Origin of the sequence: Pantoea sp. B550 (assembly GCF_024158165.1) — a bacterium.
In the GTDB taxonomy this organism is placed as follows: Bacteria; Pseudomonadota; Gammaproteobacteria; order Enterobacterales; family Enterobacteriaceae; genus Pantoea; species Pantoea alfalfae.
In genome coordinates this window covers 343,162-365,509 of the sequence record NZ_JAMYXI010000003.1, presented here as the reverse complement: position 1 = coordinate 365,509, position 22,348 = coordinate 343,162, and the positions used below count along the sequence as shown (strand labels likewise).

Here is a 22,348-nt window from a genome sequence, read left to right as displayed (position 1 = left end):
TTTGAAATCGATTTCAGCGGTTAGCTTCATAGGCGCGATAGTCACAGATGTCGATTTCAAACGCTTCTGCCAGTTCGGTATAGGAGTGGAAAATCTGGCCTTCAACTTCGAGCCGTGGCATCTGGCCCTGCTCCATATATTCCCTTATCTCTCCTGACGTTTTCGCCTGAATCGCCGCCAGTAAACCCTCAACATCCACCTTCAAATCGGACGCCGGCATATCGGTGTGCTGCTTTTCGTCTGTCATTTTCTGACTCCTGAGAGCAAACAGAATAATCAGTATAGAACGCGGGGCAGAAAGAGGGGACCGGGCAGATCGCAGGCAAAAAAAAGCCCGCGCTGCGCGGGCAAAATCCTTGTTACTTCAGGTTGTGGCTGCACCTATGGGGGTGGTGCAGTGGAGGAAGTGTAAAGGCCAGGCGCGTAAGAAGTCTTGCGGTGAAATGTTAAGAAATTGCAAAAATGGTCCTTACTCAGATTTACCTGACTTTGCCCCTGAACAGAGCAGATTCGGCTATAGTTGATGATAAAGCTGATTTTTTTCAATACCTAAAGGAATGGTTATGGACATCTTAAGAATTATTATCGCAATTCTGCTGCCACCGCTGGGTGTGTTTATGCAGGTCGGTTTTGGTGGTGCTTTCTGGCTGAATATTCTGCTGACGATCTGTGGTTACATCCCTGGTATCGTTCATGCCGTCTGGGTCATTGCCCGCCGCTAACGCGCTGCATCGCGCCGGTTCTTCGTTTAGACTGTACGCAGTAAATAATCAGGAGAACCGAAATGAAGGTAAATGACCGCGTCAGCGTCAAAACCGATGGCGGCCCGCGTCGCGTTGGCACCATTCTGGCTATGGAGCCATTTAATGAAGGCACCATGTTTCTGGTCGCGCTGGAAGATTATCCATTAGGCATCTGGTTTTTTAATGAAACGCAGCAGCCGGATGGTATTTTCGTCGAGCCTTACCACGACGCCTGAGCCTGACGTGCATAAAAAAGCCCCGTTACGTTAAACGTAACGGGGCTTTTTTGCATTCAGCGCCGCTGCCGTCGACAACAGCCGCTGCCAGTTACCTGCCTGGCGTCAGAAGGTTTCCCAGTTATCACTACCGGTGGTCAGCGCCGGGCGCGGTGTCAGAGCGGATGTTTTGGCTGGTGATGTGACGCGGGTGGCCACACTTTTCGTGGCAGGCGAATCCTGCAGACGGAATGCCGCTACCGCCTGTGTCAGTTTGCCCGCCTGATCTTCCAGCGAGGCTGCTGCTGCTGAGGCTTCTTCCACCAGCGAGGCGTTCTGCTGTGTGACGTTGTCCATCTCAGTGACCGCCTGGCTCACCTGCTGAATACCCCGGCTCTGTTCGTCCGATGCCGCGGCGATTTCCGACATAATATCGGTGACGCGACGTACCGCCTCGACAATCTCACCCATGGTACTGCCCGCTGCGCCAACCTGATGCGAACCGTCATTAATCAGCGTGACCGACTCAGCAATCAGGGATTCAATCTCTTTGGCCGCCTGCGCACTACGCTGGGCCAGATTGCGCACTTCGCTTGCCACCACCGCAAAGCCGCGACCCTGTTCTCCGGCGCGCGCTGCTTCAACCGCTGCGTTCAGCGCCAGGATGTTGGTCTGGAACGCGATGCTGTTAATGACGTTAGTGATCTCAGCGATTTTCTTTGAGCTGCCGGAAATGTTGGTCATGGTTTTCACCACGCTATCGACCAGATCACCCCCGCTGCGCGCCTTGCCAGAGGCATCCGCGGCCAGCTGGCTGGCGTGATGGGCATTCTCGGCGTTCTGTTTTACCGTGGCGGTGAGCTGTTCCATGCTGGCAGCGGTCTGCTCCAGTGCTGCCGCCTGCTGCTCGGTGCGTGAAGAGAGATCGGTGTTACCAGCTGAAATTTCGCTGGAGCCCTGATAAATCGCCACAGCACCTTCACGCACCGTTCCGACGGTGGTGACCAGCGCCTGCTGCATCAGCTGCAGGTTGTGGATCAGCGTACCAATCTCACTGCGGCCATAGGGCAGGGGAACAGAGGTCAGATCGCCCTGCGCAATGCGTTCGATACGCATCACCGACTGACGCAGCGGGTTAATCACCACGCGTCGCAGGAAGACAAAGGTCAGCAGCACCAGCACCAGCGCGGCACTAAACGCCACGGCCATCGAGATAAAGCCAATGCGTGACAGATGATCGGCTTCGGCAGTAATAGCATTCGCGCGGTCAGTACGAATTTTGATCGCCTTCAGTAACACTGCGTTATAGTCATCATCCAGCCTGCGGGTAACGTCCGTCTCCTGGGCGATAATGCCCTCAAAGCTGCCCTGTTTACCGGCATTAATCATGGGTATCAGGCCTTTATTGATGTAATCGTTGAAGCGTGCCTGCAGCGTGGCATCCAGTTCAACGTCAGCGGGGGTCTTCACTTCACGTGCCTGATAGACCGCAAACCCCTCTTTAGCCTGCTGAATCCGTTTTTCAGCAGCCGCCACGTTGGCGCGAAACGCGTCCATTTCACCAATACGCGCGGCGGCACCGGCCTGAATAATGGTCAGGCGTGCCGTACGCAGGTGGTTGGAACTGTTAGCGAGGCCCATGCGAACCTGGATTTCGTCCGTAGCATCATTGAGAGAGTGGTTGCTTGAGATAAGAAAGTAACTGGCGATACCAATACAGAGTGCGAACAGCAGCAATATGCCGCCGAAGATCAGGCTAAACAGCGGCATCAGGCGGAGATTCTGCCAGATGCCAGCGCTTTTATGTCCATTATTATCTAATGCAGTGTTCATATCCTTGCTCTCTTGAGGCTGTTGTTATAAGGCTTAACATCGGCAAAAGAGTGTAAAGGCTTAGGAGCAAGAGTGAGACCTGGATCCCAATTCAGCGCAAAAAAAACCGGCCATTAAGGCCGGTTCTTCAGGTCTGACGATCAGCGAATATTAACGTAAATACCCGAGGTCACATTATCGGTTAAACGCACCACATGATAAATAACCTGTTTATTATGGGTTTTGATTTTGCGTTTAATATTACCTTTGTGTGACGATACCGTTTTGGCCTTAATTTGCATTTTATCTGAGATCTGAATGGTGTCATGACCTGACATCCACATCTTCAGCATGTTTGACTCAGTCTGGCTCAGCGTCAGCGGGTGAACATCCATGCCCGAAGAGATGCGCGCAGACTGGTTAAGCTTCTTCTGCAAATAGGTGCTGAGTAAGGAATCCAGGGTCGATGTCTTCATCGATTTTGATGTAATAATCAGGTTCTTACGAACGTAGAGATATTCCTCAAAATGGATATTGCTAATCGCCATGAATATAAAGAACAGCGTATCAGGATGCTGCGTAATAATACTGCGGATACGTTCACTGGAATCTGACTCATGAATGAAACAATCTTCATTAATAAAGACGACACCAGGATTTAATTGCTCACATTTTTGCTGTAGTTGCTCAATATCGGAGACAGAAGAGATATTTTTCTTCTTAACTCCCTTTAAAGACATGTAGTCTGATAATCCCAGGCGTGTGTAGTTGCAGGAATCCATAATAATAGTTGGCATAATAGCGACCCTCACCAATTTGTTATCCGTTTAAATCAACGATGAATACGCGTTGCGGTACGAGAGAGATTTCTTAGGTACTTTTTTATTCTGCTCGTGCAGTGTGGCAACAGGCAAACGCCCGTAAAAGTCTTCATCCCTGACCCGTTCTGCAAAAAATTTGTGCTTCCATGACGTCACACATTCTCCGGCAATGGCGGGGAATGCCAGTGAAGTGCCGGAGATTCAGTAAAGCTCATTTTTTGAGAGCTGTGTCACTATCCCTGAAAACAGGAAGTTTTCTGATAGGACAATTCTCAAAAACATTTGTTTTACGAAAGTGTGAAGTCTCAGCGTGCGATGACAATGCCGGAAAAAACATTTTTTAACAAGAAAAATCACTTAAAGTTTTTTTCCCTGTGAATTCAGTGTATTGCCAGTTTTGCATGCACATTCACAGTCTGACCGCTTCTGTGAACCACCCAACTAAAATACGCGAAGCCCGGTTTAATAAGAATTATTTTCAGACTCTCAGCACATTTATCAGAATTTCCTTAGTTGCATTCTGGAAAACATGGTTCGGAAAATGCAGGGATGGTTTTGCGATACTTAAGTGTTGCTGAGCAAAGGTAGTTAGAAACTTAATGTTCAGGGACGGGATAGTTCTGTCAGGAACAGGGCCAGTAAATCAAATATTTCACTGAACAAATGCTCACAGAACGGGGCCAGCAGGGGCATCAGCAGGCTGATGGTTAAAATTCCGACTGATAAGGTAATCGGGAAGCCAATTGCGAAGATTGATAACTGTGGTGAAACACGGTTTAACAAACCCAGTACCAGATTTACCATGAGTAACAAAACGATTAAGGGCAGCGCTAACATCATGCCATTAAGGAAAATTAATCCGCCGGATTTCACCAGCGCCATAAATGCGTTGGCATTTAGCGGGTGGCCACCAATCGGCAGCGTGTGAAAACTGTCCGCCAGCAGTGAGATCAGCCACAGATGTCCGTTAAAGGTCAGAAACAGCAGCATGGCCAGCATGTCGAGAAAACGGGCCAGCACCGGCATGTTCAGACGGCTGCCAGGATCAAAAAAGGTGGCGAACGAAATGCCCATCTGCAATCCAATCACTTCCCCGGCAAGGCGCACCGCCGCAAACGCAAACTGCATGGTAAAGCCCAGCGCGATACCAATCAGCATCTGCTGGATCAGCAGCCAGAAACCGGCAGGGGAAAACAGGGTGACATTGACAGCAGGTAACAGCGGCATCAGCAGCCAGGTGATCATCACCGCCAGTCCGATTTTGACACGTTTGCTGACGGATCGTTCACTGAGGATCGGCGCAGTAGCGAACAACGCCATGATGCGCACCAGTGGCCAGAAAAACTGGCTGACCCACTGAACCAGCTGGCTGCTGTCGAGAGTAATCATCAGCCGATGATATAAGGCAGGTTGGTAAAGACGGTCCGGATATAGTCCAGCAGCAGATTCAGCATCCACGGGCCGGCAATGATACCGGTGGTGGCAACCGCCAGGATCTTAGGAATAAAGGATAAGGTCTGTTCGTTGACCTGGGTCGCCGCCTGGATCAGGCTGATCAGCAGACCGCTGACCAGGGCTGCCAGCAGCAGCGGGGCGGCCAGCATCAGGGCGACGCGCATCGCTTCCTGTCCCATTACCATTACTGATTCGGGTGTCATGTCGTGCTCCGGTAAGAAAAGGGGATCAGGAGTAGAAGCTTTGCGCCAGTGAACCGACCAGCAGTTGCCAGCCATCGACCAGAACAAACAGCATCAGTTTAAACGGCAGCGCGATGGACGCTGGCGGTACCATCATCATCCCCAGCGCCATCAGCACGCTGGCAACCACCAGGTCGATGATCAGGAACGGGATAAATACGGTAAAGCCAATCTGGAACGCGGTCTTGAGCTCGCTGGTCACATAGGCGGGCAGCAGAATACGCATTGGCACCGCTTCAGGACCGGCAATCGGGGCGGTATTCGCCAGACGGGCAAACAGGGCTAAATCCGCTTCACGGGTCTGACGCAGCATAAACTCGCGCAGCGGCTGGGCACCTTTATCAATCGCCACGTCCATGCTGATCTTGTCCTGGCTGAACGGCAGGTAAGCATCCTGATAAATCTTGTCGAAGGTCGGTGCCATAATAAAGAAAGTCAGAAACAGCGACAGTCCGAGCAACACCTGGTTAGGCGGCGCAGAGGGCGTGCCCAGCGCGTTACGCAGTAAACCAAACACAATGATGATACGGGTGAAGCTGGTCATCATCAGCAGCACGGCCGGAATAAAGGTCAGCGCAGTGATAAAGACCAGCGTCTGTACCGGCAGTGACCAGCTCTGACCGCCATTCGGCAGTGAGTGACTCACCAGGCCCGGCAACTGGGCATGGGCAACCGGTGCCAGTAACAGCAGTGGCAATAAAGGAAGCAGTCGACGCATCATTGTGGTTTTCCGGGACGTTTAACCAGATTCTGTAACAGCTGACGAAAATCCTGTGGCGCACTGTTTACTGGCGTCACAGAGACCGGTTCACCCGGCGGCAGCGTATGCAGATGAGTAATCTGCTGGGCAGTGACGCCCAGCACCAGACGCGCATCGGCAGTATCGACAATCACCACCCGCTCACGCTGGCCCACTGAGACGCTGGCCGTGAGTTTCAGCTCCTGACCACTGACCTTTTTCGGCGCAAAGCCGGCACGGCGTGCCAGCCAGGCGCAGGCCAGAATCAATAAAATAATCACTGCTAACACGCTGCTGACCTGTGCCAGCATAGAACCGGTCGAAATCGCCTGTGCGTGCGGTGCGGCCGGTTGCAGCGTTTGATTCTGGCTATTCATAATGTGACTCTTAGCGACTCAGACGACGCATACGTTCAGACGGGGTGATGATGTCAGTGATACGAACGCCATATTTGTCGTTCACCACCACCACTTCACCCTGTGCAATCAGGTAACCGTTGATCAGAATATCCAGCGGCTCACCTGCCAGTCCGTCCAGTGCTACCACCGAACCCTGCGCCAGGCGCAGCAGCTCTTTGATGGTCATCTTGGTGCGGCCCAGTTCGACGGTGAGTTTCACCGGGATATCCATAATCAGATCGATATCCTGCAACGAGCCCGCGACATTGCCGCTGTCGAATGACTTAAAGACGTCATCGGTCTGCGGCGCACTGCTGCTGCCGACCTGCTCGTTCATTGCTTCAGCCCACAGATCGTCCGCAGAGATATCGTCAGACGGTTTATTACTGTCAGTCATGGGGCTGTTCCTCGTTAAGCGAATTCAAAATCGGGTTAATCAGGTGTTCGACACGGAGCGCATATTGCCCATTCATCGTGCCATATTGGCTGGTTAAGACCGGTACGCTATCGACATGGGCGATAATGCGTTCCGGCTTCTCAATCGGCAGCACATCACCGGGTTTCAGTTGCAGAATCCGTGAGAGACGCAGTGACGTTTCGGCAAAGTGAGCAATCAGTTCCAGCTCAGAGTGCTGCACCTGTTTGACCAGGTTATCGCGCCAGTGGTTATCTTCCTGACGTGAGTTTTCGAGCGGTGGATTCACCAGCAGCTCGCGCAGCGGTTCAATCATTGAAAACGGGATGCAGATATTAAACTCACCCACCAGGTTACCAATCTCCACCTGGAACGGCGTGTTAACCACGATGTCGTTCGGTGAAGTGGTGATGTTGGTGAACTTTACCTGCATCTCTGAACGTACATACTCGACGTCCAGGGGATAAATAGCCTTCCATGCGTCGCTGTAACCATCCAGCGCCAGCTTCAGCATGCGGCGGATAACGCGCTGCTCGGTATGGGTAAACTCACGGCCTTCGACTTTCGTCGGAAAACGTCCGTCACCACCAAACAGGTTGTCGACGGCGATAAACACCAGGCTGGGTGAGAACACCACCAGCGCCGTGCCGCGCAGCGGTTTCAGGTGGATCAGATTCAGGTTGGTTGGCACCGGCAGATTGCGGGCAAACTCGTGATACGGCTGAATCTTAATCGCCCCGACGCTGATGTCCGGGCTACGGCGCAACAGGTTAAACAGCGTCATACGGAAACTACGGGCAAAACGCTCGTTAATAATTTCCAGCGCCTGCAAACGCTCGCGCACCACGCGGCGCTGGGTATTCGGGTCGTAAGGACGAATATCGCCTTCCGGCCCATTTTGTTTCTTTTCTTCTTCCGCGCTGCCACTGTCGCCGTTTAAAAGGGCGTCAATTTCAGCCTGGGAGAGAATGCTATCGCCCATTGATTCACCTCAAAATGAAGGCAGTAAACAGCACGTCGTTTACGGCCTGCGGAGGTTGACCTTTTACCAGCGGAGGTGTCAGCGCCTGTTTGATTTGTTCAACAAGCGCCTGTTTTCCTTGCTCCGTCGCCAGCGCCGCAGCACTCTGACGCGAGAGCAGCAGCAGCAGACGGCTGCGCACCTCAGGCAGATAGTCATTCATCCGACTCCGGGACTCTTCATCGGCCAGACGCAGGGTAAAGCCTACGTAAAGCACGCGGTCAGGATCGTTGTCGGGATTGACCAGGTTAACCGTAAATGTATCAAGTGCAAAAAAGACCGGAGCGGGAGGCGGTTCAACTTTCGCCACCTCAGGCTTATCGCCCTCGTGTTTATTCATCATTCGCCAGACTGCATAGCCTGCCACGCTGCAAGCGGCCAGCGTCAGAATGATCAACACTGGTATTAAGATTTTACGTTTGCTGCCTTTTGCTTTCGCGTTATCAGACATGGTGCAGTTACTTCCTGTGAATTATGGGCAAGCCTCTCGGCTCACGGGACAGATTATCCGCGTCTTAAGTCAAACCAATGGGTAGAAAAGACGCGGGTTTTACGCTTACCTTCAGCGTTTGCCGCTGTCAGGCGAAAGTGTCGACGGCGCTGTTGCCGTTAACGCGAGCCTGAAGGGCGGCGGGAACGGCGATCGGCGTAATGTCGGTGTCACTGTCCTGGGTGAGAGAGAAGCGGCCATGCTGTCCATCGCGGCGCGCCTCCTGTTGTTGCTGGAATTGCTGGCCCTGCGCGGAACTGTCACTGCTCACCTGACTCTCGCCCAGGTTGATACCGCTCTCTGCCAGCGCGCTGCGCAGCTGCGGTATCGCGGCTTCCAGTGCCGATCTGACGTGGCTATGGCTGGAAACCAGACTAATTTGTGCCTGGTCGTTGTCCAGTTTCAGGCTGATCTGGATAGCGCCAAGGTCTTCCGGATGTAAACGCAACTCCGCGTTCTGCTGGCCGTTGCGGCTGAACATCACGATCTGCTGACTCAGCGCCTGCTGCCACTCGTCGCTGCCCAGCTGTGAATTCAGCATCGGGGTGGACGGGGTGCTGCTGGTCGCAGAGGCGGTCACTGGCGCGGGCAGGCTGCTGGCACTGGCGAACGGCGTGGCGCTGATCGCGTTGTCGCTGGTGCTGGCTTTGATCGCACTCTGATCATCCTGCTTCACCATATTGCTTAGCGCCTGCTGGAAGCTGCTGTCGAGCGTCAGGCCGCTGCTGGTCGCACTTTGCGCGGCGGGCTGACTCTGACTGGCGGAGCTGTTCACCGCAGGTGAATTCAGTGCGGCACCTTTAGCATCATGCTTCTCATCTTTACCCGGCGCAGGGCTATCCGGTGCGTGGCCCTGCTGCGCGCTGTTCAGCAGTTGCGTCAGCGCGGTCTGACTTTTCCGGCCGGTGTCGGTCTGGGCAATCAGCTCACCGGCTTCACTGCTGACCGGCGTCGAAGGCGTCGCTGTCGGCGTTACCGCACCCGGTAACATGGCAAACAGTGCCTGCACATTCTGCATGTCACTGGCGCTTAAAGGTGCGGCCTCCGGCTTGTCTTTATCATCGGCTGATTTTGACCCACCTTTAATATTTTCCGGCTTAAACAGAGCGGTCAGTTCAGCAGGATTATCCAGCGCCGCCATCAGCGCATTCAGCGGCGCCTTCGGGCGGGCGTCATCGGCAGTTTCTGCTTTGACGTCAGCGGATTGCGCCGCTTTTCCCGGTTGTTTCGCCAGGCCTGCCAGCTGGTTTCCCAGCGTGGTCAGAAAGTCCTGTGGCAGGGCATCAGCCCCTGCTACCAGGTCCGTCGCGCCGGATGGTTCCGCGTCGGTTTTAGCCGCCGCTTTTATGCCAATGTGTGGCAGCGTAATCATTCGCCTCTCCTCGATGCGGCCCGTTGGGCAAATTCATCCATCCGTTTCTGATCGAGACGGTTTTCCTGTCGTAATGCATTTTCCGCTGCCCGCGTTATCAGGGTTTGATAGGCGTTCAGCCGCTGCTGTTTGTCGCGCCAGTTAATCAGCGCCTGCTCCAGCCGCTGATTCCAGTTATTAAGCTGGTTGCGATGCTGCTCAATCGCTTTTTCCAGCGTCTGAATAAACTGGTGATAGTTCGTCCAGCGGGTGCTGGCGATGCCGGATGACATGTCATCGTTGAGCTTGTTGCGATACTCGTCCTGATAATCGAGCAGCATCGTCAGCTGCTCGTTAGCGGCGTGCTGGCCGCGGCGCATATCGCCTAAATAGATGGCGGCACGTTCGAGATCCTGCTCCGCTAAGTCGCGCAGCGTATCAATGGCATTTGCAGTTTTCATTGCCGTTACCTCGCGTTAATTATTGTGACGAGCCAAACAGCGCATGCAGATGCAGGCTGGCGTCGTCATAATCGCTGCGCTCAAAGATGCCCTGTTGCAGGAAGGCTTCCATCTGCGGATAGAGCCTGATGGCTTTATCGAGCATCGGATCGCTGCCGGCGGCATAGGCCCCGACGCTGACCAGATCGCGGTTACGCTGGAAGCTGGAGAGCAACTGCTTGAACTGGCGCACCTGCGCATAGTGGTTCTCATCGATCAGCGAGGTCATCGCACGGCTGATTGAGGCTTCGATATCAATCGCCGGATAGTGACCCGCTTCGCCAAGCCGGCGCGACAGCACGATATGGCCGTCAAGGATGGCGCGCGCGGAGTCCGCGATCGGATCCTGCTGATCGTCGCCTTCGGTCAGGACGGTATAGAAGGCGGTGATCGAACCGCCGCCGTCGATGCCGTTACCGGCGCGTTCAACCAGCGCAGGCAGTTTGGCGAATACAGAAGGCGGGTAGCCTTTGGTTGCCGGTGGCTCACCAATCGCCAGGGCGATTTCACGCTGCGCCATGGCGTAGCGGGTCAGGGAATCCATAATCAGCAGCACATGCTTGCCGCGATCGCGAAAATCTTCAGCGATACGGGTGGCGTAAGCGGCACCCTGCATACGCAGCAGTGGCGAAACATCCGCCGGGGCAGCAATTACCACCGAACGGGCGCGGCCTTCAGCACCCAGAATGTTTTCGATAAAATCTTTAACTTCGCGGCCACGTTCGCCAATCAGACCGACTACGATAACGTCTGCTTTGGTGTAGCGCGCCATCATGCCGAGCAGCACGCTTTTCCCCACGCCTGAACCGGCAAACAGTCCCATACGCTGCCCGCGACCGACCGTCAGCAGGGCATTAATGGCACGTACGCCGGTATCCAGCACATCAGTAATCGGCGTACGCTGCAGCGGGTTAAACGGCGGGGTGATCAGCGGTGCGCGATAGCCGGTATCCGGCGACGGCAGACCGTCCAGCGGTCGGCCGCTACCGTCGAGCACGCGGCCCAGCAGTTCCGGCCCCAGCATCAGCTGTTTGCCCGCCTGCGGGTTATCGCCATTCTGACGCGCATAGACCCGCGCCCCCGGTAAAATACCGTCCACTTCTTCCAGTGGCATCATCAGCAGTTTCTGACCGTTGAATCCCACCACTTCACTTTCGATTTCGCTGATGGTTTTGCCATCGTTGCGTTCGATGATGCAGGTCGCACCCAGCGGCAGCTGTAAACCCGTCGCTTCCAGCACCAGGCCGGTCGCGCGGGTCAGGCGGCCATAACGGCGCACCGGCTGCACCTGGGCGATGCGTTTTTCAAAGGCGTCGAGTGAGCCCAGCCAGCGGTTCAGACGGGTAGTCATCAGATTTCTCCTGGCGCAGCGAGACGGCAGAGTTCCTGCCAGCGCGTTGCGACGCTGGCATCCAGATCGCCATCTTCAGCGCTGAGTTTGCAGCCGCCAGGGTGCAGGGTGCTGTCTGCGATCAGCCGCCAGCCATGCAGATCCAGCGTCGGACCTAAAGTCTGCTCAATACGCTGTAAGTCGTCCGGGTGAACACGCAGCTGTGGTTTGCCGCTGAACATCGGTTCCTGCTGCAGCAGACCCTGAATCTGGCGCAGCAGGGCGGTACCATCTACCGTGGTGGCCTGGCCAATAACCGAGCGAGCCGCTTCCAGCGCCAGCTGCATCAGACGGGCAGCAATCACGCTGTCCAGTGACTCCAGCGTGTTCTGGAACTCCGTCACCAGTTGCTGCATCCGCGCCTGAAGCGGTGCCTGCTGCTGCCGGGCATCGGCCAGTCCCTGCTGAAAACCGGCGTCGTAGCCTGCTTTCTGACCTTCAGTCATACCCTGCTGATAGCCTTCGTTGTAGCCCTGGCCCTGCGCCTCTTTGCGCATCTGCTGCTGCAGACGTTCGAGCTGCTGTTGCTGCTCATCCACGCCGTCTTCAGCTTCGTAAATTTCTGGCTGCAGCTCCGGTTCAGGCTCGTCAAAACGACCTAAATCGGTGGGCTGCCACAGCTGCCAGGGGCGGGCAGAAAATGCATCAGACATAAGTTTCCTCGCCACCACCAATCACCATCTCGCCCGATTCGGCCAGGCGACGGACCACAAGCAGGATCGCTTTCTGTTCGTTCTCCACAGCGGACATACGCACCGGACCCCGGTTGGCCAGATCGTCGCGCAGGATATCGGCCGCACGGGCTGACATGTTTTTGAGGAACTTCTCGCGCAGTGGCTGCTCGGAACCTTTCAGTGCAACCAGCAACTGTTCGGACTCCACTTCCTGCAACAGACGCTGGATGCTGCGGTCGTCCACTTCCACCAGGTTTTCGAACAGGAACATCTCGTCGATAATTTTCTGCGCCAGTTCGCCATCGAAGTCGCGTACCGCTTCGATAACGGCCTCTTCCTGCTGCGTTTTCATCAGGTTGATGATCTCGGCTGCGGTTCTCACGCCGCCCATCTTCGCGCGCTTGAGGTTGGTGCCATCCAGCAGGCCATTCAGCACTTCGGTCAGTTCGGCCAGCGCGGCTGGCTGCACACCACCAAAGGTGGCGATACGCAGCATGACATCGTGACGCAGACGTTCGTCGAACAGCGCCACAATATCGGCGGCCTGACCACGCTTGAGGTGGACCAGGATGGTGGCGATGATCTGTGGATGCTCGTCCCGGATAAGGTCGGCGGCAGCCTGCGGCTCCATAAAATTGAGCGTTTCCATCCCGCTGGTGGTTTCGCGCGTTTCGAGAATGTCCTCCAGCAGGCTGGAGGCGCGCTCTTCGCCCAGCGCACGGGTGAGCACTGAACGCAGGTATTCGTTGGAGTTCAGGCTCAATGCAGCAAACTGCTCAGCATCGGTTTCGAACTCACGCAGTATTTCAGTCAGCTGCTTGTGTGACACCTGACGCATATTGGCCATCGCCGCGCTCAGGTGTTGTACTTCGCGCTGGTTCAGGTGTTTGAAAACTTCCGCAGCGCGCTCTTCGCCGATGGTCATCATCAGGATGGCGCTTTTTTCGGTTCCGGTCAGACTCATAGCTCTTTACTCATCCATTCGCGAATCACCAGCGCAACAACGCGCGGATCGTTTTCTGACATGTCGCGGATGCGTTGACTCATCACTTCTGCGCTCATGCGGTTGTTAGACTTACGTTCCTGATCAAGCTCATCTTTGCTGAGCTGCACATTAAAGGCTTCTTCTTCTGGCTGTTGTGCAGCGGCGCGGGCAGCAACGGCTTCGGCAGCGGCTTTCTCGGCGGCCTGCTTACGAACCAGGTGCGGACGAACCAGTTTGCGGTAGAGGATAAAGGCGACCAGGGCAATCAACAGCCACTTACCGGCGTTCATCAGCTGATCAAAGAAGGACTGCTGTTGCCAGAAGGGCAGATCGGCGGTCACTGCTTCAGTGGTGTTGAACTGCGAGTTCACCACGTTGACGCTGTCGCCACGCGTCTGGGAGTAACCCATCGCTTCGCGGGTCAGGTCTTCAATCTGCTTCAGCTGCTGCTCGTTCAGCGCAACCGCTTTGCCTTTATCATCTGCACGGAAGTTCACGACGACCGCAACCGACAGACGCTGTACGTCGCCGACGTTAACTTTGGTATGACGAATGGAGCGATCCAGTTCGTAGTTCACCGTGTCATCACGACGTGAATTAGTCGGTCCTGAGCTGGCCGGTGCGGTGCTGGTGGTCTGGTTAGCGTTATTCGCTGCGTTGTTCTGACCATTCGCGGCCTGACCGTTGGCTGCATTGTTAGTCGTGACCGGCGCGGTGTTGGCTGGCGCAGGCTGGTTAGAGAGCGCGCCTGGCACGCCACCCGGATAAGGGCTGCCCGACTGGTCACTGGTGCTGGTCTGACGCGAACGGATCGCCGTGTTCGACGGGTTAGCGTTAGGCTGATATTTCTCGTCGGTTTGCTCGCTGGTGTCAAAGTTAATCTGTGCGGTAACCTGCGCATGCACATTGCCCTGGCCAAGAATCGGATTCAGGATCGCTTCGATACGTTGCTGGTAGCGTGCTTCAACTTCAGAAGAGTACTTCAGCTGCGCGTCATTCAGATCGCGACCGGCGTTATCAGAACGGGTCAGCAGGCGACCGGTCTGATCGACCACGGTGACGTTGCCCGGCGGTAAACCGGCGACGCTGCTTGAAACCATGTGGGCGATGGCCTGAATCTGGCCTTCATCCAGCGCACGGCCAGGCTGCAGGGTTAAGGTGACAGAGGCGGATGGCGCTTTCTGCTCACGCACAAATAAGGTGGGTTTTGGCATCGCCAGATGAACGCGGGCGCTTTTGACCGGACCCAGTGATTCGATGGTGCGGGCCAGTTCGCCTTCCAGCGCGCGCTGGTAGTTAACCTGCTCGCTGAACTGGCTGATACCGAACTTCTCTTTATCCAGCAGCTCAAAGCCCACCGATCCGCCTTTTGGCAGACCCTGCTGAGCCAGACGCAGACGCAGCTCATGCACGTTCGCTTCCGGCACCATCAGTGCGCCACCGTTTTCGGCGAAGCGATAGGGGATGTTCATCTGCGTCAGCTGGGTGACGATGGCACCGCCATCTTCATCAGTGAGGTTGTTATAAAGGACGCTATAGCTGGGCTGCTTGGCCCACAGCACCATCGCGATCACGATCGCCACCACGGCAGCCGCCGCGACGATTAAAGGAATACGCGGATTTGCGCGCAGGCGAGCGAGCAGGTCACCGAAGCCTTTCTTTTCTTGTTCTGTTGTGGCGGCTGTGCTCGCATTCATGACCGATTCCTGCCTGACGTAATTGACCGGGTAAGTTGAGATGGCAAAACAGACTCCCTGACCTGCGTAGATAAAATTTCCACTTCAATGCCAGGCATTATTAGGTGATAAGCAAAATTCGATGGCTGGATAAGGTAGGTTTTTTGCTGTCATTTAGCGGCTTTGTCTCATTGACAACGTGCTAACTTTTCCTCACATCAAAAAATGTCATCCTCTTTAATAAGGTATCGTTCATGTCCATTCAGGCAATTGACGGCGTACTGCAGCAGCTTCAGGCGACCTCACTGCAGGCCAGTAACCGCAGCAGTGAAGCCACTAATCAGATCGATTTTGGCGCAACCATGAAAGCGGCGCTGGATAAGATTAGCGAAACGCAGACCACCGCCCGCACCCAGGCGCAGGATTTTGAGATGGGGAAACCCGGCATCGCGCTGAATGATGTGATGGTCGATCTGCAGAAATCATCCATCTCCATGCAGATGGGGATTCAGGTCAGGAACAAGCTGGTGTCGGCGTACAGTGAAATTATGAATATGCAGGTTTAGGCGGGTAACTGTCTGAAGCTGTTAAGTTTTATCATACTGCCACTTTAGTGGAGCACGTATGTAGCACAAGATCGCTCATTTTCGTGTTGATGAGTGATAGCTGGTCGGTATTGTTCTCTGATATCCAGGCGCCATAAACCCGGTACACCATCTGCGCATCGGAGTGACCCATTTGCGATGCAACGTAGTTCGGGTTTGCGCCTGCTGAAAGAGCCCAGCACGCGAACGAATGACGTGATTGATAGGCTTTCCGGTGACGCAGGCCTGCACGCCTCAGTGCGCCGTTTCATATCTGTACAAGAGACTCTGTTGAGTAATAGGCTTTCTACCTCACGTTGACTGCGTTCACGCCGGGATTGAACACGAATGTCTTCTGTTCCTCAATTCGCTCGCCATACTCCCTGGTATGAAAAGAGAAAGAGGTCTGAGGATACATTCGGGTAAGCTCTCTTTGATCACGCAGAATATCAACGGCTGCATCTATCAGGCATATGACACGGTTGCCAGCTTCTGTCTTGGGTGGCGTGAATAATCCCTGCGGTGTCAGGTTGCGGCTGACTGTCAGCGTCTTTGCCTCAAGGTCCACATCTTCCCAGGCCAGAGCGCATATCTCGCCATGGCGCAACCCAGTCAGGATGGCAAGTGACCACATGTTTGCCGTCTGGCGTGTTGAGCATGCCGCGATGAGGCGGGGGTACTCTTCTCGGGTAATCGGATCCGGACGCTTATTGGATTTTTTGAGAGGTTTTATTCCTGTCATTGGATTTGCCTCAATGTACCCGTTGCCATGAGCAAAGGCGAAGATCGCTTTCAGGTCTGCCATGCTGGAATTAACCGTGGCCGCCGTCCTGCCTTTCTTTTCTATATTCATCTTCCTGCCGGTAAAGTAGCTGCCATTCAGAAGCTCGATGCGCAGGTTGAGAATATCCTTCTGCATGACTGACCGGATGTCGGCCACCTTTTTCACGTCGACGATGACGGGCTGACCTGACAGAAATTTATCTGGCCTGATACGGCAAAGTTCGCCTGTCTGATCGTCGTTCCAGTAAATTGACGTTTCCTGATGCCCCTCAGCTTCCAGCAGCCAGCGCGCCGCCGGATGGGCGAGGGCACTGGCGCGCATCAGCTTAAGCTTTCGACCTTCCTCAGCATTCATCACCGTCATGCCCAGCCCTGCGCAGTCCTGCAAAAAGGCTTTCTCGCTCGCTTTGCCTTCATTGGTCCGGCGGTTGAACTCAGGGGCAACAATAAACCGCTTATCAAACTCATCTGGCTCCAGCAGAAGGCAGTGCAGCGCCGTTCCCATGTCCAGCGCTGCCTTCTTTTCATCATCTTCCGGCGCCCCTTTGCGCCACTGGAAGATGGCCGGGTTGATAGCGATGTCGTCCAGTTGCGATTTGCTGATGCCCGGGCCGCCGTGATATTCCTCATTGCTGAGGTCGTAGTAGATGCCAGGCTGCATTACGCTGCCTCCTGATTTCCATGTTTGTTGCGGTAAATCCCGATCGCCACTTCACGACGCGCAACCCGCACCATCGCCTCACGTAAAAACGCCTCAGCGGCTTCGTGCTGCTCATCGTCTTCATCGAACATCTCAATGGCCGGGTAGTCGTAATGCTTCGTCAGGAAGGCGCACAGAGCAGGCATTAACGGGTTCGTCTTGTGCTGGTTCATCCGCGCATCGACTTCAGCGGCGATTAACTCCAGTTCGCTCTCCGGCAGGTTGTCGGCGATATCCTGCACCTCATGCCGGGCTGTTCTGTTCAGTCTCATTTCTTCTCTCCCAAACCAAGGCTTCTCAGCATCAGATTGATGAACGTGAAATCCTTCGTTTTTTCCAGCATCTCGCGCTGGCGTTCTATATCGCTCCGCTGCTTCTTATGCTGCTTTGCTGATGCCGGCGCGTTCATGGCTGGCCCCTTTGATTAATAGTGTTGATAAGGTTGCGCCAGCCAGTGCGGAGGCGGCGGGTGATGGTGTCGAGCAGTGATTCATCTAACTGAGCAGCGCCCACGACGGCGCCGGCCGTGCATCAGCTGTGGCCGCAATACAGGCGCGAAGATGAACGCCGGTCACTACCGCACGGTAGGTGCCAGCAAAGAAACCCGTTATGACGAAACCAACTGCCACCTCCAGTGTGAGCACTGCAATTCATACCTGTCCGGGAATATCGGGGAGTACAGGCCGCAGCTCATCGCGAAAATTGGGCAGTCCGCATTCGATCGCCTGATGGGCCCGCATGAACTGAAAAAGTGGACGCGTGAGGAGTTGCAGGAGCTGGCAGCAGATTACCGGCAGAAAATCAGAGAGTTGATAAAAACAAGACAGGAGACAGCATGAACCTTGAAAGTGCCATTAAATTCCACTCACCAAAATCTCCAAATTATACGGCAACAACCCCTGCCACAGCCTCAGAAGTCCTGACGGGTACTGATGTAATGGCGGCAATGGGTATGGCTCAGAGCCGCGCTGAAATGGGCTACAGCGCGTTTCTAGGCAAGATGGGACTCAGTAAACATGACAGCGTTCGAGCGATCACCTTATTAACTCAGCATGCACTTCAAACCTGCGACAGGGTTGCAGCCCTTCGTAAGCTCGGAATTGATAGTAAACCAGCCGTAATGCAAGTGCTCGCAACATACGCCTATCTGGATTATTGCCGAAGCGCAGCCAGCGTTAAGTCATGTGAATGCTGTTCGGGCGTAGGCTTCATTGACGCTGACGTTTTCACGATGAAGTCACCGCTGGCAGGGGGTATAAAGCGGAACGTGCGCGAAGTTGTGCGGGTACGCTGTAAATCCTGCGAGGGACGCGGGGTTGTATCAGCATCATGCAACGACTGTTCTGGCCGTGGGCGGGCACTCGATCGCAAACAGACAGAAACGCAGGGCGTACCGGTCATGGGTGATTGTAAGCGCTGCTCTGGGAGAGGCTATGAGCGAATCCCTTCAACCGAAGCGCATCGGGCGACATGTAATGTGACCGAGGGGATATCACTCGACACCTGGAAGAAGAGTATTAAGCCGTTTTACGATTCACTCATAACTAAGCTTGAGATTGAAGAGGCATGGGCCAACCGCTCCCTTGCAAAAGTTACATCATAATATAAAAAATAGTGCGTTATTTTATCGTGAGCTATTTACTTTTCCCGAAACTGTGGTAATTTGGCTCCAACGATGGGATTTCTGCCTTCGTTTAACGAATTTAAGCCCGAGGTTAACCCCTTGGGCTTTTTACTTTTTACTTTTTACTTTTTTTTATCCTTTACTGACCAGCAACTACTGATATTTCTGATGCGACAGAATTCAGAGATTGTTTCGCCAAAGGCCTTATAGGTTTTCTCAAGATTTTGTTCACTTACGTGGCTTGACTCTCCGTTATTTCTCCAATGGCTAAAGTAAATTTTGTCCCCATCATCAACGATTTCGGCAAATTGTGTAGTTAGGGCCACAGGCTCCTTTCCAGAAGTTATTGTCGAAGGAATATGGTCTGAAAAGTGACTTAGAAAATTTTGAGGTCTGAAAGGATTATCAGGATCATATGTGAGACCTAAAATCCGACATAATTCATAGTAAGCAGAACGAGGCTTGATTATGGGAGCAACTTGATACCCCTTAGTCACATCAAATATGAAGCTGCATTTATGGCCTATTGCTCCAAAAAGCAATTGAAAAGGGTCACTATCAGTAAAGAAAATTACATCAAAAACCACATTATTATGGCGATACTGGAACTGAGTACGCTTGACATTGTTTCGCTTCATATCCGCATGTAGCGGACGAAGTCCTTCTAATTGCATTTCTCCTCCAATAAAAAATAGTAAGGGAAGCTTAACTTTAACAAGTAGAGGCAGGTGCGACCAGATTTTTAATCTATTCCTTTCAATCAGCTAGGCTACTTTCAATCAAGATGTATCCCAATCCCCCTGGCAAAATATTAACAGCCTTTTATGTAACTACAGACAGCACCGCCCGATAATCGGAGGTGATATGAGTATCGATATGAGCAAACTGGCTTCAGGCGCAGCTTACGGCGCATCTGCCGGGACAATCGCTAATGGTCTGTTGACTAGGCTGAGTCCCGATGAATGGAGTGCTGTAGGCGTGCTGGCCGGTATTCTGGTCGCGCTTTTCACGCTCGGAATCAACTGGTATTACAAGCGCAAGGCTACACTGGCGCAAATCAAAGCCCTTCAACGCTGGCCCACTGCTCCGGACATCAACGAGGAATAACCCATGGCTATGTCAAACAGCCTGCGCAATAAGCTTATAGCTCTCGCGGGTGGCGGAGCTATGGCTATCGCTACGGTATTCCTCGGCGGAAAGGATGGGGTAGAGGGCAGGGTATATGAGCCTTACAAGGATGTGGCTGGCGTCTGGACGGTCTGCGACGGCCATACCGGAACCGATATCATCAAGGGTAAGAGGTACGCGGACCGTGAATGCGATCGGCTTCTGTGGAATGACCTGCAGCCGGTTAAGAAGTCGGTAGATAGTCTGGTAAAAGTGCCGCTGGGAGAATATCAGCGCGCTGCGCTCTACAGCTTCACCTACAACGTTGGCTCCAGTGCGTTCTCCAAGTCCACTTTGTTAAAGCGCCTGAATTCAGGTGATGTAGATGGAGCATGTGAAGAACTCCGCCGCTGGGTGTATGCCGGCGGCATGAAATGGCGGGGGCTGATGAACCGGCGAGACATGGAGCGTTCATTATGTCTGGCGGAGAGTGTCGATGACCTTAAAGGCTAAACTGCTACTGGCGCTCGCGCTGCTGATTACCGTCGCTATTGCCACCTCGACGGCGTTTGCACTGTATTACCGCGGCAATGCCATCGACTACAAGGCACAGCGTGACACCGCTACCAGTAACCTGAAGCAGGCCAATGAAACCATCACCGATATGCAGACACGCCAGCGCGATGTGGCCGCACTCGATGAGAAATACACCAAGGAGTTAGCCGATGCTAAAGCCACTATCGATCAACTGCATGATGATGTTGCTACTGGCAAGCGCCGGTTGCAGCTCAACGCCACCTGTGCGAAGCAATCCGCCACCGGCACCTCCAGCCTGGATGATGCAGCCAGCGCCCGACTTATTGACGCCGCTCAACGGGATTATTTCACCCTCAGAGAGCGAATCGAAGTCACCGGAAAGCAAATAGCCTGGCTGCAGCAGTACGTCAGAGAGCAATGTCTGAATTAGTCTATGTCGGATAAGGCATTAATACATTAAAAGCAGCCGAAAATTTCTTACACCAAGACTATTGTTATATGTAATATTGGGGATAAATTAGATAGGGAGGTCCACATGGCAAGGTTCATCACTCACTCAGTTGTAAACGGTGTTGATTCACTTGAAAATCAGAAAAATGCGATTTTGACGGGGTTTCGGAAGGCTCACGCTTTAGCTAAAAGCATCGGTGGAGAAGTGCTTATTACTGTTGCGCAAATACAATATATTCGCTCTGGCCACATTAATGATTCATTGGGTGAAGATTTCTCGAAAGCTCTGGCGCAAACAGACCCGTTTCAGGTTGATGGAGTGACAATTAGGCGTGTGGCGTCAGCTAAGTTTCCTCGTTCAGTAGGGCCTGATACGGTTGTATGGATGGTTCATCCTGACCTGCGTTCTGCTGAGCATATGACTAAGGCATGTGCTTCATCAACAAATATCGTTGTTACAGAATGGTTTACATTTGATGAACTTAATCGATGGAAATCTGATAATAAAGCAAAAGTAATTTAAAATGCTACCGCACAGTTAGCCGCTTCCGGGCGGTTTTTTATTGTAATGAATATGGCGATAACAAATTTGCCGCAGCGTTTAGCAGTTCCCTGTTAAGCTATGTAACAATATGATATAAGATGCTTACTATTCAACAGGGAGTAAGCGATGAAAAAAATACTATTTGCGCTGGCGGTAGTGGCGCTTGTTGGGTGTCAGGCTAAGCATACGGGGGGAGTTACAAGCAACCCTAACAAGCATGCGAGTGAGGTTAATAGCAACACTCAGAAGTATATAAACCAAGTCGGCACAATTGATGTACCAACGTATAAACTAATGAAAGCAGACCTTTCTGACGGTGGTGAATGCACTGTATATGTTCAGCAGCGACACGGAGAGAGCAAGCCAGTGCGGTTCTGGGCTGATGAAAATAACGACCCATCTAAGTGCCAGAGGGTGGTTGGAAGTATTCTGAGCAATTTTGCAAAAATGAAGTTCCCAGTGAAGCCTGCTGACGTCCCAGAGATTACAGCTTTGCACTATCACATAGGGAAATGATGTTTGCACCTTGGTATCAAACAATGTAAACCCGCTTTGGCGGGTTTTGTATCCGAACGTGTAAATTCGATAAACACCGGATTAATTCAAAAAATTAAGTTAAGCGCACACTGACTTCTATCAGGATGTGTAGCCAGAATTGGTTGAGTGCTTTATTGACATTGCTCAGGAAGCTATCGCTTGGTTATACCTAGTGCCTGATGACTTGCTCAGGTTCGATCGCGTGCATGAGCAAAAGGAGTAAGATGATTTTCGCCGAACGGAGGAAATCAGTAATGAAGCTGAAACCTAGTTTTCATGATTATACGGAAGCCGAGTTCACCCAGCTTGTGAGTGAAATCTGCAGCGCTAAAGGCGGAGAAGGTCATCAGGATAAGTTGCTGGAAAACTTCATTTCGGTAAGTGAGCACCCTGAAGGTTCTGACCTGATCTTTTACAGCGAAGATAAGGACGCAACACCTGTGAAGATTGTCGCCGCTGTTAAAGCATGGCGCAAAGCCCACGGTAAGCGTGGCTTCAAGTCATAAATTATAAAGCCTCCTCACGGGGGCTTTTTTGTGACCATCACAAGGCGCA

The 22,348-nt window shown here is 53.2% G+C and carries 32 protein-coding genes and 1 pseudogene; 11 read left to right on the top strand and 22 right to left on the bottom strand.

Translation table 11 applies throughout. The features are described from left to right. Window positions 1-13 precede the first annotated feature (13 nt). Entirely contained in the window at window positions 14-247 is a 234-nt protein-coding gene (locus NIM72_RS04855; RefSeq protein ID WP_013358295.1) for a DUF2525 domain-containing protein, read from the bottom strand. A 316-nt stretch (window positions 248-563) separates the two neighbouring features. Between NIM72_RS04855 and NIM72_RS04850 the strand changes: the two genes are divergently transcribed. After that, on the top strand, window positions 564-722 hold the full coding sequence (locus tag NIM72_RS04850; protein WP_013358294.1) for a YqaE/Pmp3 family membrane protein: 159 nt from the start codon (window positions 564-566) through the stop codon (window positions 720-722). A gap of 62 nt (window positions 723-784) precedes the next feature. After that, complete coding sequence (gene dsrB / locus NIM72_RS04845) at window positions 785-979, top strand: protein DsrB (RefSeq protein ID WP_013358293.1); 195 nt, start codon at window positions 785-787, stop codon at window positions 977-979. Between the two features lie 105 nt (window positions 980-1,084). Here dsrB and NIM72_RS04840 read toward each other — a convergent pair whose 3' ends face one another. From NIM72_RS04840 to fliF, 15 genes are all read right to left on the bottom strand, one after another. After that, entirely contained in the window at window positions 1,085-2,791 is a 1,707-nt protein-coding gene (locus NIM72_RS04840; RefSeq protein ID WP_161736207.1) for a methyl-accepting chemotaxis protein, read from the bottom strand. Window positions 2,792-2,931: 140 nt separating this feature from the next. Next, window positions 2,932-3,567, bottom strand: a complete 636-nt coding sequence (gene rcsA, locus NIM72_RS04835; protein WP_010247685.1) for a transcriptional regulator RcsA — start codon at window positions 3,565-3,567, stop codon at window positions 2,932-2,934. A 627-nt stretch (window positions 3,568-4,194) separates the two neighbouring features. Then, window positions 4,195-4,980 carry a flagellar biosynthetic protein FliR gene (fliR, locus tag NIM72_RS04830; RefSeq protein ID WP_061062740.1) on the bottom strand — a complete coding sequence of 262 codons (786 nt, stop codon included), beginning with the start codon at window positions 4,978-4,980 and terminating at the stop codon, window positions 4,195-4,197. Continuing rightward, window positions 4,980-5,249 (bottom strand): flagellar biosynthesis protein FliQ, encoded by a 270-nt coding sequence (gene fliQ / locus NIM72_RS04825; protein ID WP_003854466.1) that lies wholly within the window; start codon window positions 5,247-5,249, stop codon window positions 4,980-4,982. Before fliQ ends, fliR begins: the two co-directional genes overlap by 1 nt. A 25-nt stretch (window positions 5,250-5,274) precedes the next feature. Then, complete coding sequence (gene fliP / locus NIM72_RS04820) at window positions 5,275-6,006, bottom strand: flagellar type III secretion system pore protein FliP (RefSeq protein ID WP_031593200.1); 732 nt, start codon at window positions 6,004-6,006, stop codon at window positions 5,275-5,277. Continuing rightward, window positions 6,006-6,404: a flagellar biosynthetic protein FliO gene (gene fliO / locus NIM72_RS04815; protein WP_161736208.1), complete on the bottom strand. Its 399-nt coding sequence runs from the start codon at window positions 6,402-6,404 to the stop codon at window positions 6,006-6,008. Before fliO ends, fliP begins: the two co-directional genes overlap by 1 nt. A gap of 10 nt (window positions 6,405-6,414) precedes the next feature. After that, on the bottom strand, window positions 6,415-6,822 hold the full coding sequence (fliN, locus tag NIM72_RS04810) for a flagellar motor switch protein FliN (RefSeq protein WP_033733054.1): 408 nt from the start codon (window positions 6,820-6,822) through the stop codon (window positions 6,415-6,417). Beyond that, window positions 6,815-7,822, bottom strand: coding sequence for a flagellar motor switch protein FliM (gene fliM / locus NIM72_RS04805; RefSeq protein ID WP_013358287.1), 1,008 nt, complete (start codon window positions 7,820-7,822; stop codon window positions 6,815-6,817). The genes fliN and fliM overlap by 8 nt, the downstream gene beginning before the upstream one ends. Before the next feature lie 4 nt (window positions 7,823-7,826). Then, a complete protein-coding gene (fliL, locus tag NIM72_RS04800; RefSeq protein WP_013358286.1) occupies window positions 7,827-8,312 on the bottom strand; it encodes a flagellar basal body-associated protein FliL in 486 nt (161 codons plus the stop codon). A gap of 127 nt (window positions 8,313-8,439) precedes the next feature. Next, on the bottom strand, window positions 8,440-9,723 hold the full coding sequence (locus tag NIM72_RS04795) for a flagellar hook-length control protein FliK (protein ID WP_253419056.1): 1,284 nt from the start codon (window positions 9,721-9,723) through the stop codon (window positions 8,440-8,442). Next, entirely contained in the window at window positions 9,720-10,163 is a 444-nt protein-coding gene (gene fliJ, locus NIM72_RS04790) for a flagellar export protein FliJ (protein ID WP_003854478.1), read from the bottom strand. Before fliJ ends, NIM72_RS04795 begins: the two co-directional genes overlap by 4 nt. 19 nt (window positions 10,164-10,182) lie before the next feature. Further along, window positions 10,183-11,553, bottom strand: a complete 1,371-nt coding sequence (gene fliI / locus NIM72_RS04785; protein WP_161736210.1) for a flagellar protein export ATPase FliI — start codon at window positions 11,551-11,553, stop codon at window positions 10,183-10,185. Next, window positions 11,553-12,245, bottom strand: coding sequence for a flagellar assembly protein FliH (gene fliH, locus NIM72_RS04780; RefSeq protein WP_161736211.1), 693 nt, complete (start codon window positions 12,243-12,245; stop codon window positions 11,553-11,555). Before fliH ends, fliI begins: the two co-directional genes overlap by 1 nt. Next, window positions 12,238-13,230, bottom strand: coding sequence for a flagellar motor switch protein FliG (gene fliG / locus NIM72_RS04775; protein ID WP_013358282.1), 993 nt, complete (start codon window positions 13,228-13,230; stop codon window positions 12,238-12,240). The genes fliH and fliG overlap by 8 nt, the downstream gene beginning before the upstream one ends. Next, a complete protein-coding gene (gene fliF, locus NIM72_RS04770; protein ID WP_161736212.1) occupies window positions 13,227-14,948 on the bottom strand; it encodes a flagellar basal-body MS-ring/collar protein FliF in 1,722 nt (573 codons plus the stop codon). The genes fliG and fliF overlap by 4 nt, the downstream gene beginning before the upstream one ends. Window positions 14,949-15,181: 233 nt before the next feature. Here fliF and fliE point away from each other — a divergent pair, with 233 nt between their 5' ends. Next, a complete protein-coding gene (gene fliE, locus NIM72_RS04765; RefSeq protein WP_013358280.1) occupies window positions 15,182-15,493 on the top strand; it encodes a flagellar hook-basal body complex protein FliE in 312 nt (103 codons plus the stop codon). A gap of 325 nt (window positions 15,494-15,818) precedes the next feature. On the opposite strand, the gene NIM72_RS04760 is transcribed toward fliE, so the two are convergent. The 5 genes and pseudogenes from NIM72_RS04760 to NIM72_RS04740 form a co-directional block, all read right to left on the bottom strand. Then, on the bottom strand, window positions 15,819-16,253 hold the full coding sequence (locus NIM72_RS04760) for a site-specific integrase (RefSeq protein ID WP_256497747.1): 435 nt from the start codon (window positions 16,251-16,253) through the stop codon (window positions 15,819-15,821). A 186-nt stretch (window positions 16,254-16,439) separates the two neighbouring features. After that, window positions 16,440-16,955 (bottom strand): annotated as a pseudogene (locus NIM72_RS04755) (PD-(D/E)XK nuclease-like domain-containing protein); the annotation flags it as partial. After that, on the bottom strand, window positions 16,955-17,266 hold the full coding sequence (locus NIM72_RS04750) for a hypothetical protein (protein ID WP_253419053.1): 312 nt from the start codon (window positions 17,264-17,266) through the stop codon (window positions 16,955-16,957). The gene NIM72_RS04750 and the pseudogene NIM72_RS04755, both read right to left, overlap by 1 nt. After that, window positions 17,263-17,403, bottom strand: coding sequence for a hypothetical protein (locus tag NIM72_RS04745; protein ID WP_253419050.1), 141 nt, complete (start codon window positions 17,401-17,403; stop codon window positions 17,263-17,265). Before NIM72_RS04745 ends, NIM72_RS04750 begins: the two co-directional genes overlap by 4 nt. Beyond that, entirely contained in the window at window positions 17,400-17,507 is a 108-nt protein-coding gene (locus tag NIM72_RS04740; protein WP_253419048.1) for a protease FtsH-inhibitory lysogeny factor CIII, read from the bottom strand. The genes NIM72_RS04745 and NIM72_RS04740 overlap by 4 nt, the downstream gene beginning before the upstream one ends. A 47-nt stretch (window positions 17,508-17,554) precedes the next feature. Between NIM72_RS04740 and NIM72_RS04735 the strand changes: the two genes are divergently transcribed. Then, window positions 17,555-17,833 carry a recombination protein NinG gene (locus tag NIM72_RS04735; RefSeq protein WP_253419046.1) on the top strand — a complete coding sequence of 93 codons (279 nt, stop codon included), beginning with the start codon at window positions 17,555-17,557 and terminating at the stop codon, window positions 17,831-17,833. Further along, window positions 17,830-18,597, top strand: a complete 768-nt coding sequence (locus NIM72_RS04730) for an antitermination protein (protein ID WP_253419043.1) — start codon at window positions 17,830-17,832, stop codon at window positions 18,595-18,597. The genes NIM72_RS04735 and NIM72_RS04730 overlap by 4 nt, the downstream gene beginning before the upstream one ends. Before the next feature lie 143 nt (window positions 18,598-18,740). Here the strand turns inward: NIM72_RS04730 and NIM72_RS04725 are convergent, their stop codons facing one another. Further along, window positions 18,741-19,292, bottom strand: coding sequence for a DUF6037 family protein (locus NIM72_RS04725; protein ID WP_253419040.1), 552 nt, complete (start codon window positions 19,290-19,292; stop codon window positions 18,741-18,743). Between the two features lie 190 nt (window positions 19,293-19,482). On the opposite strand from NIM72_RS04725, the gene NIM72_RS04720 reads away from it, so the two are divergent. The 6 genes from NIM72_RS04720 to NIM72_RS04695 all read left to right on the top strand — a co-directional run bounded on the left by NIM72_RS04720 (window position 19,483) and on the right by NIM72_RS04695 (window position 22,299). Next, on the top strand, window positions 19,483-19,725 hold the full coding sequence (locus tag NIM72_RS04720) for a phage holin (protein WP_033758113.1): 243 nt from the start codon (window positions 19,483-19,485) through the stop codon (window positions 19,723-19,725). A gap of 3 nt (window positions 19,726-19,728) precedes the next feature. Continuing rightward, a complete protein-coding gene (locus tag NIM72_RS04715) occupies window positions 19,729-20,238 on the top strand; it encodes a lysozyme (RefSeq protein ID WP_305884804.1) in 510 nt (169 codons plus the stop codon). Beyond that, entirely contained in the window at window positions 20,222-20,692 is a 471-nt protein-coding gene (locus NIM72_RS04710; RefSeq protein ID WP_253419023.1) for a lysis protein, read from the top strand. The genes NIM72_RS04715 and NIM72_RS04710 overlap by 17 nt, the downstream gene beginning before the upstream one ends. 105 nt (window positions 20,693-20,797) lie before the next feature. Continuing rightward, a complete protein-coding gene (locus NIM72_RS04705) occupies window positions 20,798-21,235 on the top strand; it encodes a hypothetical protein (RefSeq protein ID WP_253419020.1) in 438 nt (145 codons plus the stop codon). A 147-nt stretch (window positions 21,236-21,382) separates the two neighbouring features. Beyond that, window positions 21,383-21,772, top strand: coding sequence for a hypothetical protein (locus NIM72_RS04700; RefSeq protein WP_253419017.1), 390 nt, complete (start codon window positions 21,383-21,385; stop codon window positions 21,770-21,772). Between the two features lie 275 nt (window positions 21,773-22,047). Then, the gene (locus tag NIM72_RS04695; RefSeq protein ID WP_253419014.1) at window positions 22,048-22,299 is read left to right on the top strand and encodes a bacteriocin immunity protein; all 252 of its coding nucleotides are present in this window, start codon (window positions 22,048-22,050) and stop codon (window positions 22,297-22,299) included. The last annotated feature ends 49 nt before the right edge of the window (window positions 22,300-22,348 follow it).

Coding starts and splice junctions, on each gene's coding strand:
- NIM72_RS04855 (WP_013358295.1), bottom strand. CDS start 247: ATGACAGACGAAAAGCAGCACACCGATATGCCGGCGTCCGATTTGAAG.
- NIM72_RS04850 (WP_013358294.1), top strand. CDS start 564: ATGGACATCTTAAGAATTATTATCGCAATTCTGCTGCCACCGCTGGGT.
- dsrB (WP_013358293.1), top strand. CDS start 785: ATGAAGGTAAATGACCGCGTCAGCGTCAAAACCGATGGCGGCCCGCGT.
- NIM72_RS04840 (WP_161736207.1), bottom strand. CDS start 2,791: ATGAACACTGCATTAGATAATAATGGACATAAAAGCGCTGGCATCTGG.
- rcsA (WP_010247685.1), bottom strand. CDS start 3,567: ATGCCAACTATTATTATGGATTCCTGCAACTACACACGCCTGGGATTA.
- fliR (WP_061062740.1), bottom strand. CDS start 4,980: ATGATTACTCTCGACAGCAGCCAGCTGGTTCAGTGGGTCAGCCAGTTT.
- fliQ (WP_003854466.1), bottom strand. CDS start 5,249: ATGACACCCGAATCAGTAATGGTAATGGGACAGGAAGCGATGCGCGTC.
- fliP (WP_031593200.1), bottom strand. CDS start 6,006: ATGCGTCGACTGCTTCCTTTATTGCCACTGCTGTTACTGGCACCGGTT.
- fliO (WP_161736208.1), bottom strand. CDS start 6,404: ATGAATAGCCAGAATCAAACGCTGCAACCGGCCGCACCGCACGCACAG.
- fliN (WP_033733054.1), bottom strand. CDS start 6,822: ATGACTGACAGTAATAAACCGTCTGACGATATCTCTGCGGACGATCTG.
- fliM (WP_013358287.1), bottom strand. CDS start 7,822: ATGGGCGATAGCATTCTCTCCCAGGCTGAAATTGACGCCCTTTTAAAC.
- fliL (WP_013358286.1), bottom strand. CDS start 8,312: ATGTCTGATAACGCGAAAGCAAAAGGCAGCAAACGTAAAATCTTAATA.
- NIM72_RS04795 (WP_253419056.1), bottom strand. CDS start 9,723: ATGATTACGCTGCCACACATTGGCATAAAAGCGGCGGCTAAAACCGAC.
- fliJ (WP_003854478.1), bottom strand. CDS start 10,163: ATGAAAACTGCAAATGCCATTGATACGCTGCGCGACTTAGCGGAGCAG.
- fliI (WP_161736210.1), bottom strand. CDS start 11,553: ATGACTACCCGTCTGAACCGCTGGCTGGGCTCACTCGACGCCTTTGAA.
- fliH (WP_161736211.1), bottom strand. CDS start 12,245: ATGTCTGATGCATTTTCTGCCCGCCCCTGGCAGCTGTGGCAGCCCACC.
- fliG (WP_013358282.1), bottom strand. CDS start 13,230: ATGAGTCTGACCGGAACCGAAAAAAGCGCCATCCTGATGATGACCATC.
- fliF (WP_161736212.1), bottom strand. CDS start 14,948: ATGAATGCGAGCACAGCCGCCACAACAGAACAAGAAAAGAAAGGCTTC.
- fliE (WP_013358280.1), top strand. CDS start 15,182: ATGTCCATTCAGGCAATTGACGGCGTACTGCAGCAGCTTCAGGCGACC.
- NIM72_RS04760 (WP_256497747.1), bottom strand. CDS start 16,253: ATGACAGGAATAAAACCTCTCAAAAAATCCAATAAGCGTCCGGATCCG.
- NIM72_RS04750 (WP_253419053.1), bottom strand. CDS start 17,266: ATGAGACTGAACAGAACAGCCCGGCATGAGGTGCAGGATATCGCCGAC.
- NIM72_RS04745 (WP_253419050.1), bottom strand. CDS start 17,403: ATGAACGCGCCGGCATCAGCAAAGCAGCATAAGAAGCAGCGGAGCGAT.
- NIM72_RS04735 (WP_253419046.1), top strand. CDS start 17,555: ATGAACGCCGGTCACTACCGCACGGTAGGTGCCAGCAAAGAAACCCGT.
- NIM72_RS04730 (WP_253419043.1), top strand. CDS start 17,830: ATGAACCTTGAAAGTGCCATTAAATTCCACTCACCAAAATCTCCAAAT.
- NIM72_RS04725 (WP_253419040.1), bottom strand. CDS start 19,292: ATGCAATTAGAAGGACTTCGTCCGCTACATGCGGATATGAAGCGAAAC.
- NIM72_RS04720 (WP_033758113.1), top strand. CDS start 19,483: ATGAGTATCGATATGAGCAAACTGGCTTCAGGCGCAGCTTACGGCGCA.
- NIM72_RS04715 (WP_305884804.1), top strand. CDS start 19,729: ATGGCTATGTCAAACAGCCTGCGCAATAAGCTTATAGCTCTCGCGGGT.
- NIM72_RS04710 (WP_253419023.1), top strand. CDS start 20,222: ATGACCTTAAAGGCTAAACTGCTACTGGCGCTCGCGCTGCTGATTACC.
- NIM72_RS04705 (WP_253419020.1), top strand. CDS start 20,798: ATGGCAAGGTTCATCACTCACTCAGTTGTAAACGGTGTTGATTCACTT.
- NIM72_RS04700 (WP_253419017.1), top strand. CDS start 21,383: ATGAAAAAAATACTATTTGCGCTGGCGGTAGTGGCGCTTGTTGGGTGT.
- NIM72_RS04695 (WP_253419014.1), top strand. CDS start 22,048: ATGAAGCTGAAACCTAGTTTTCATGATTATACGGAAGCCGAGTTCACC.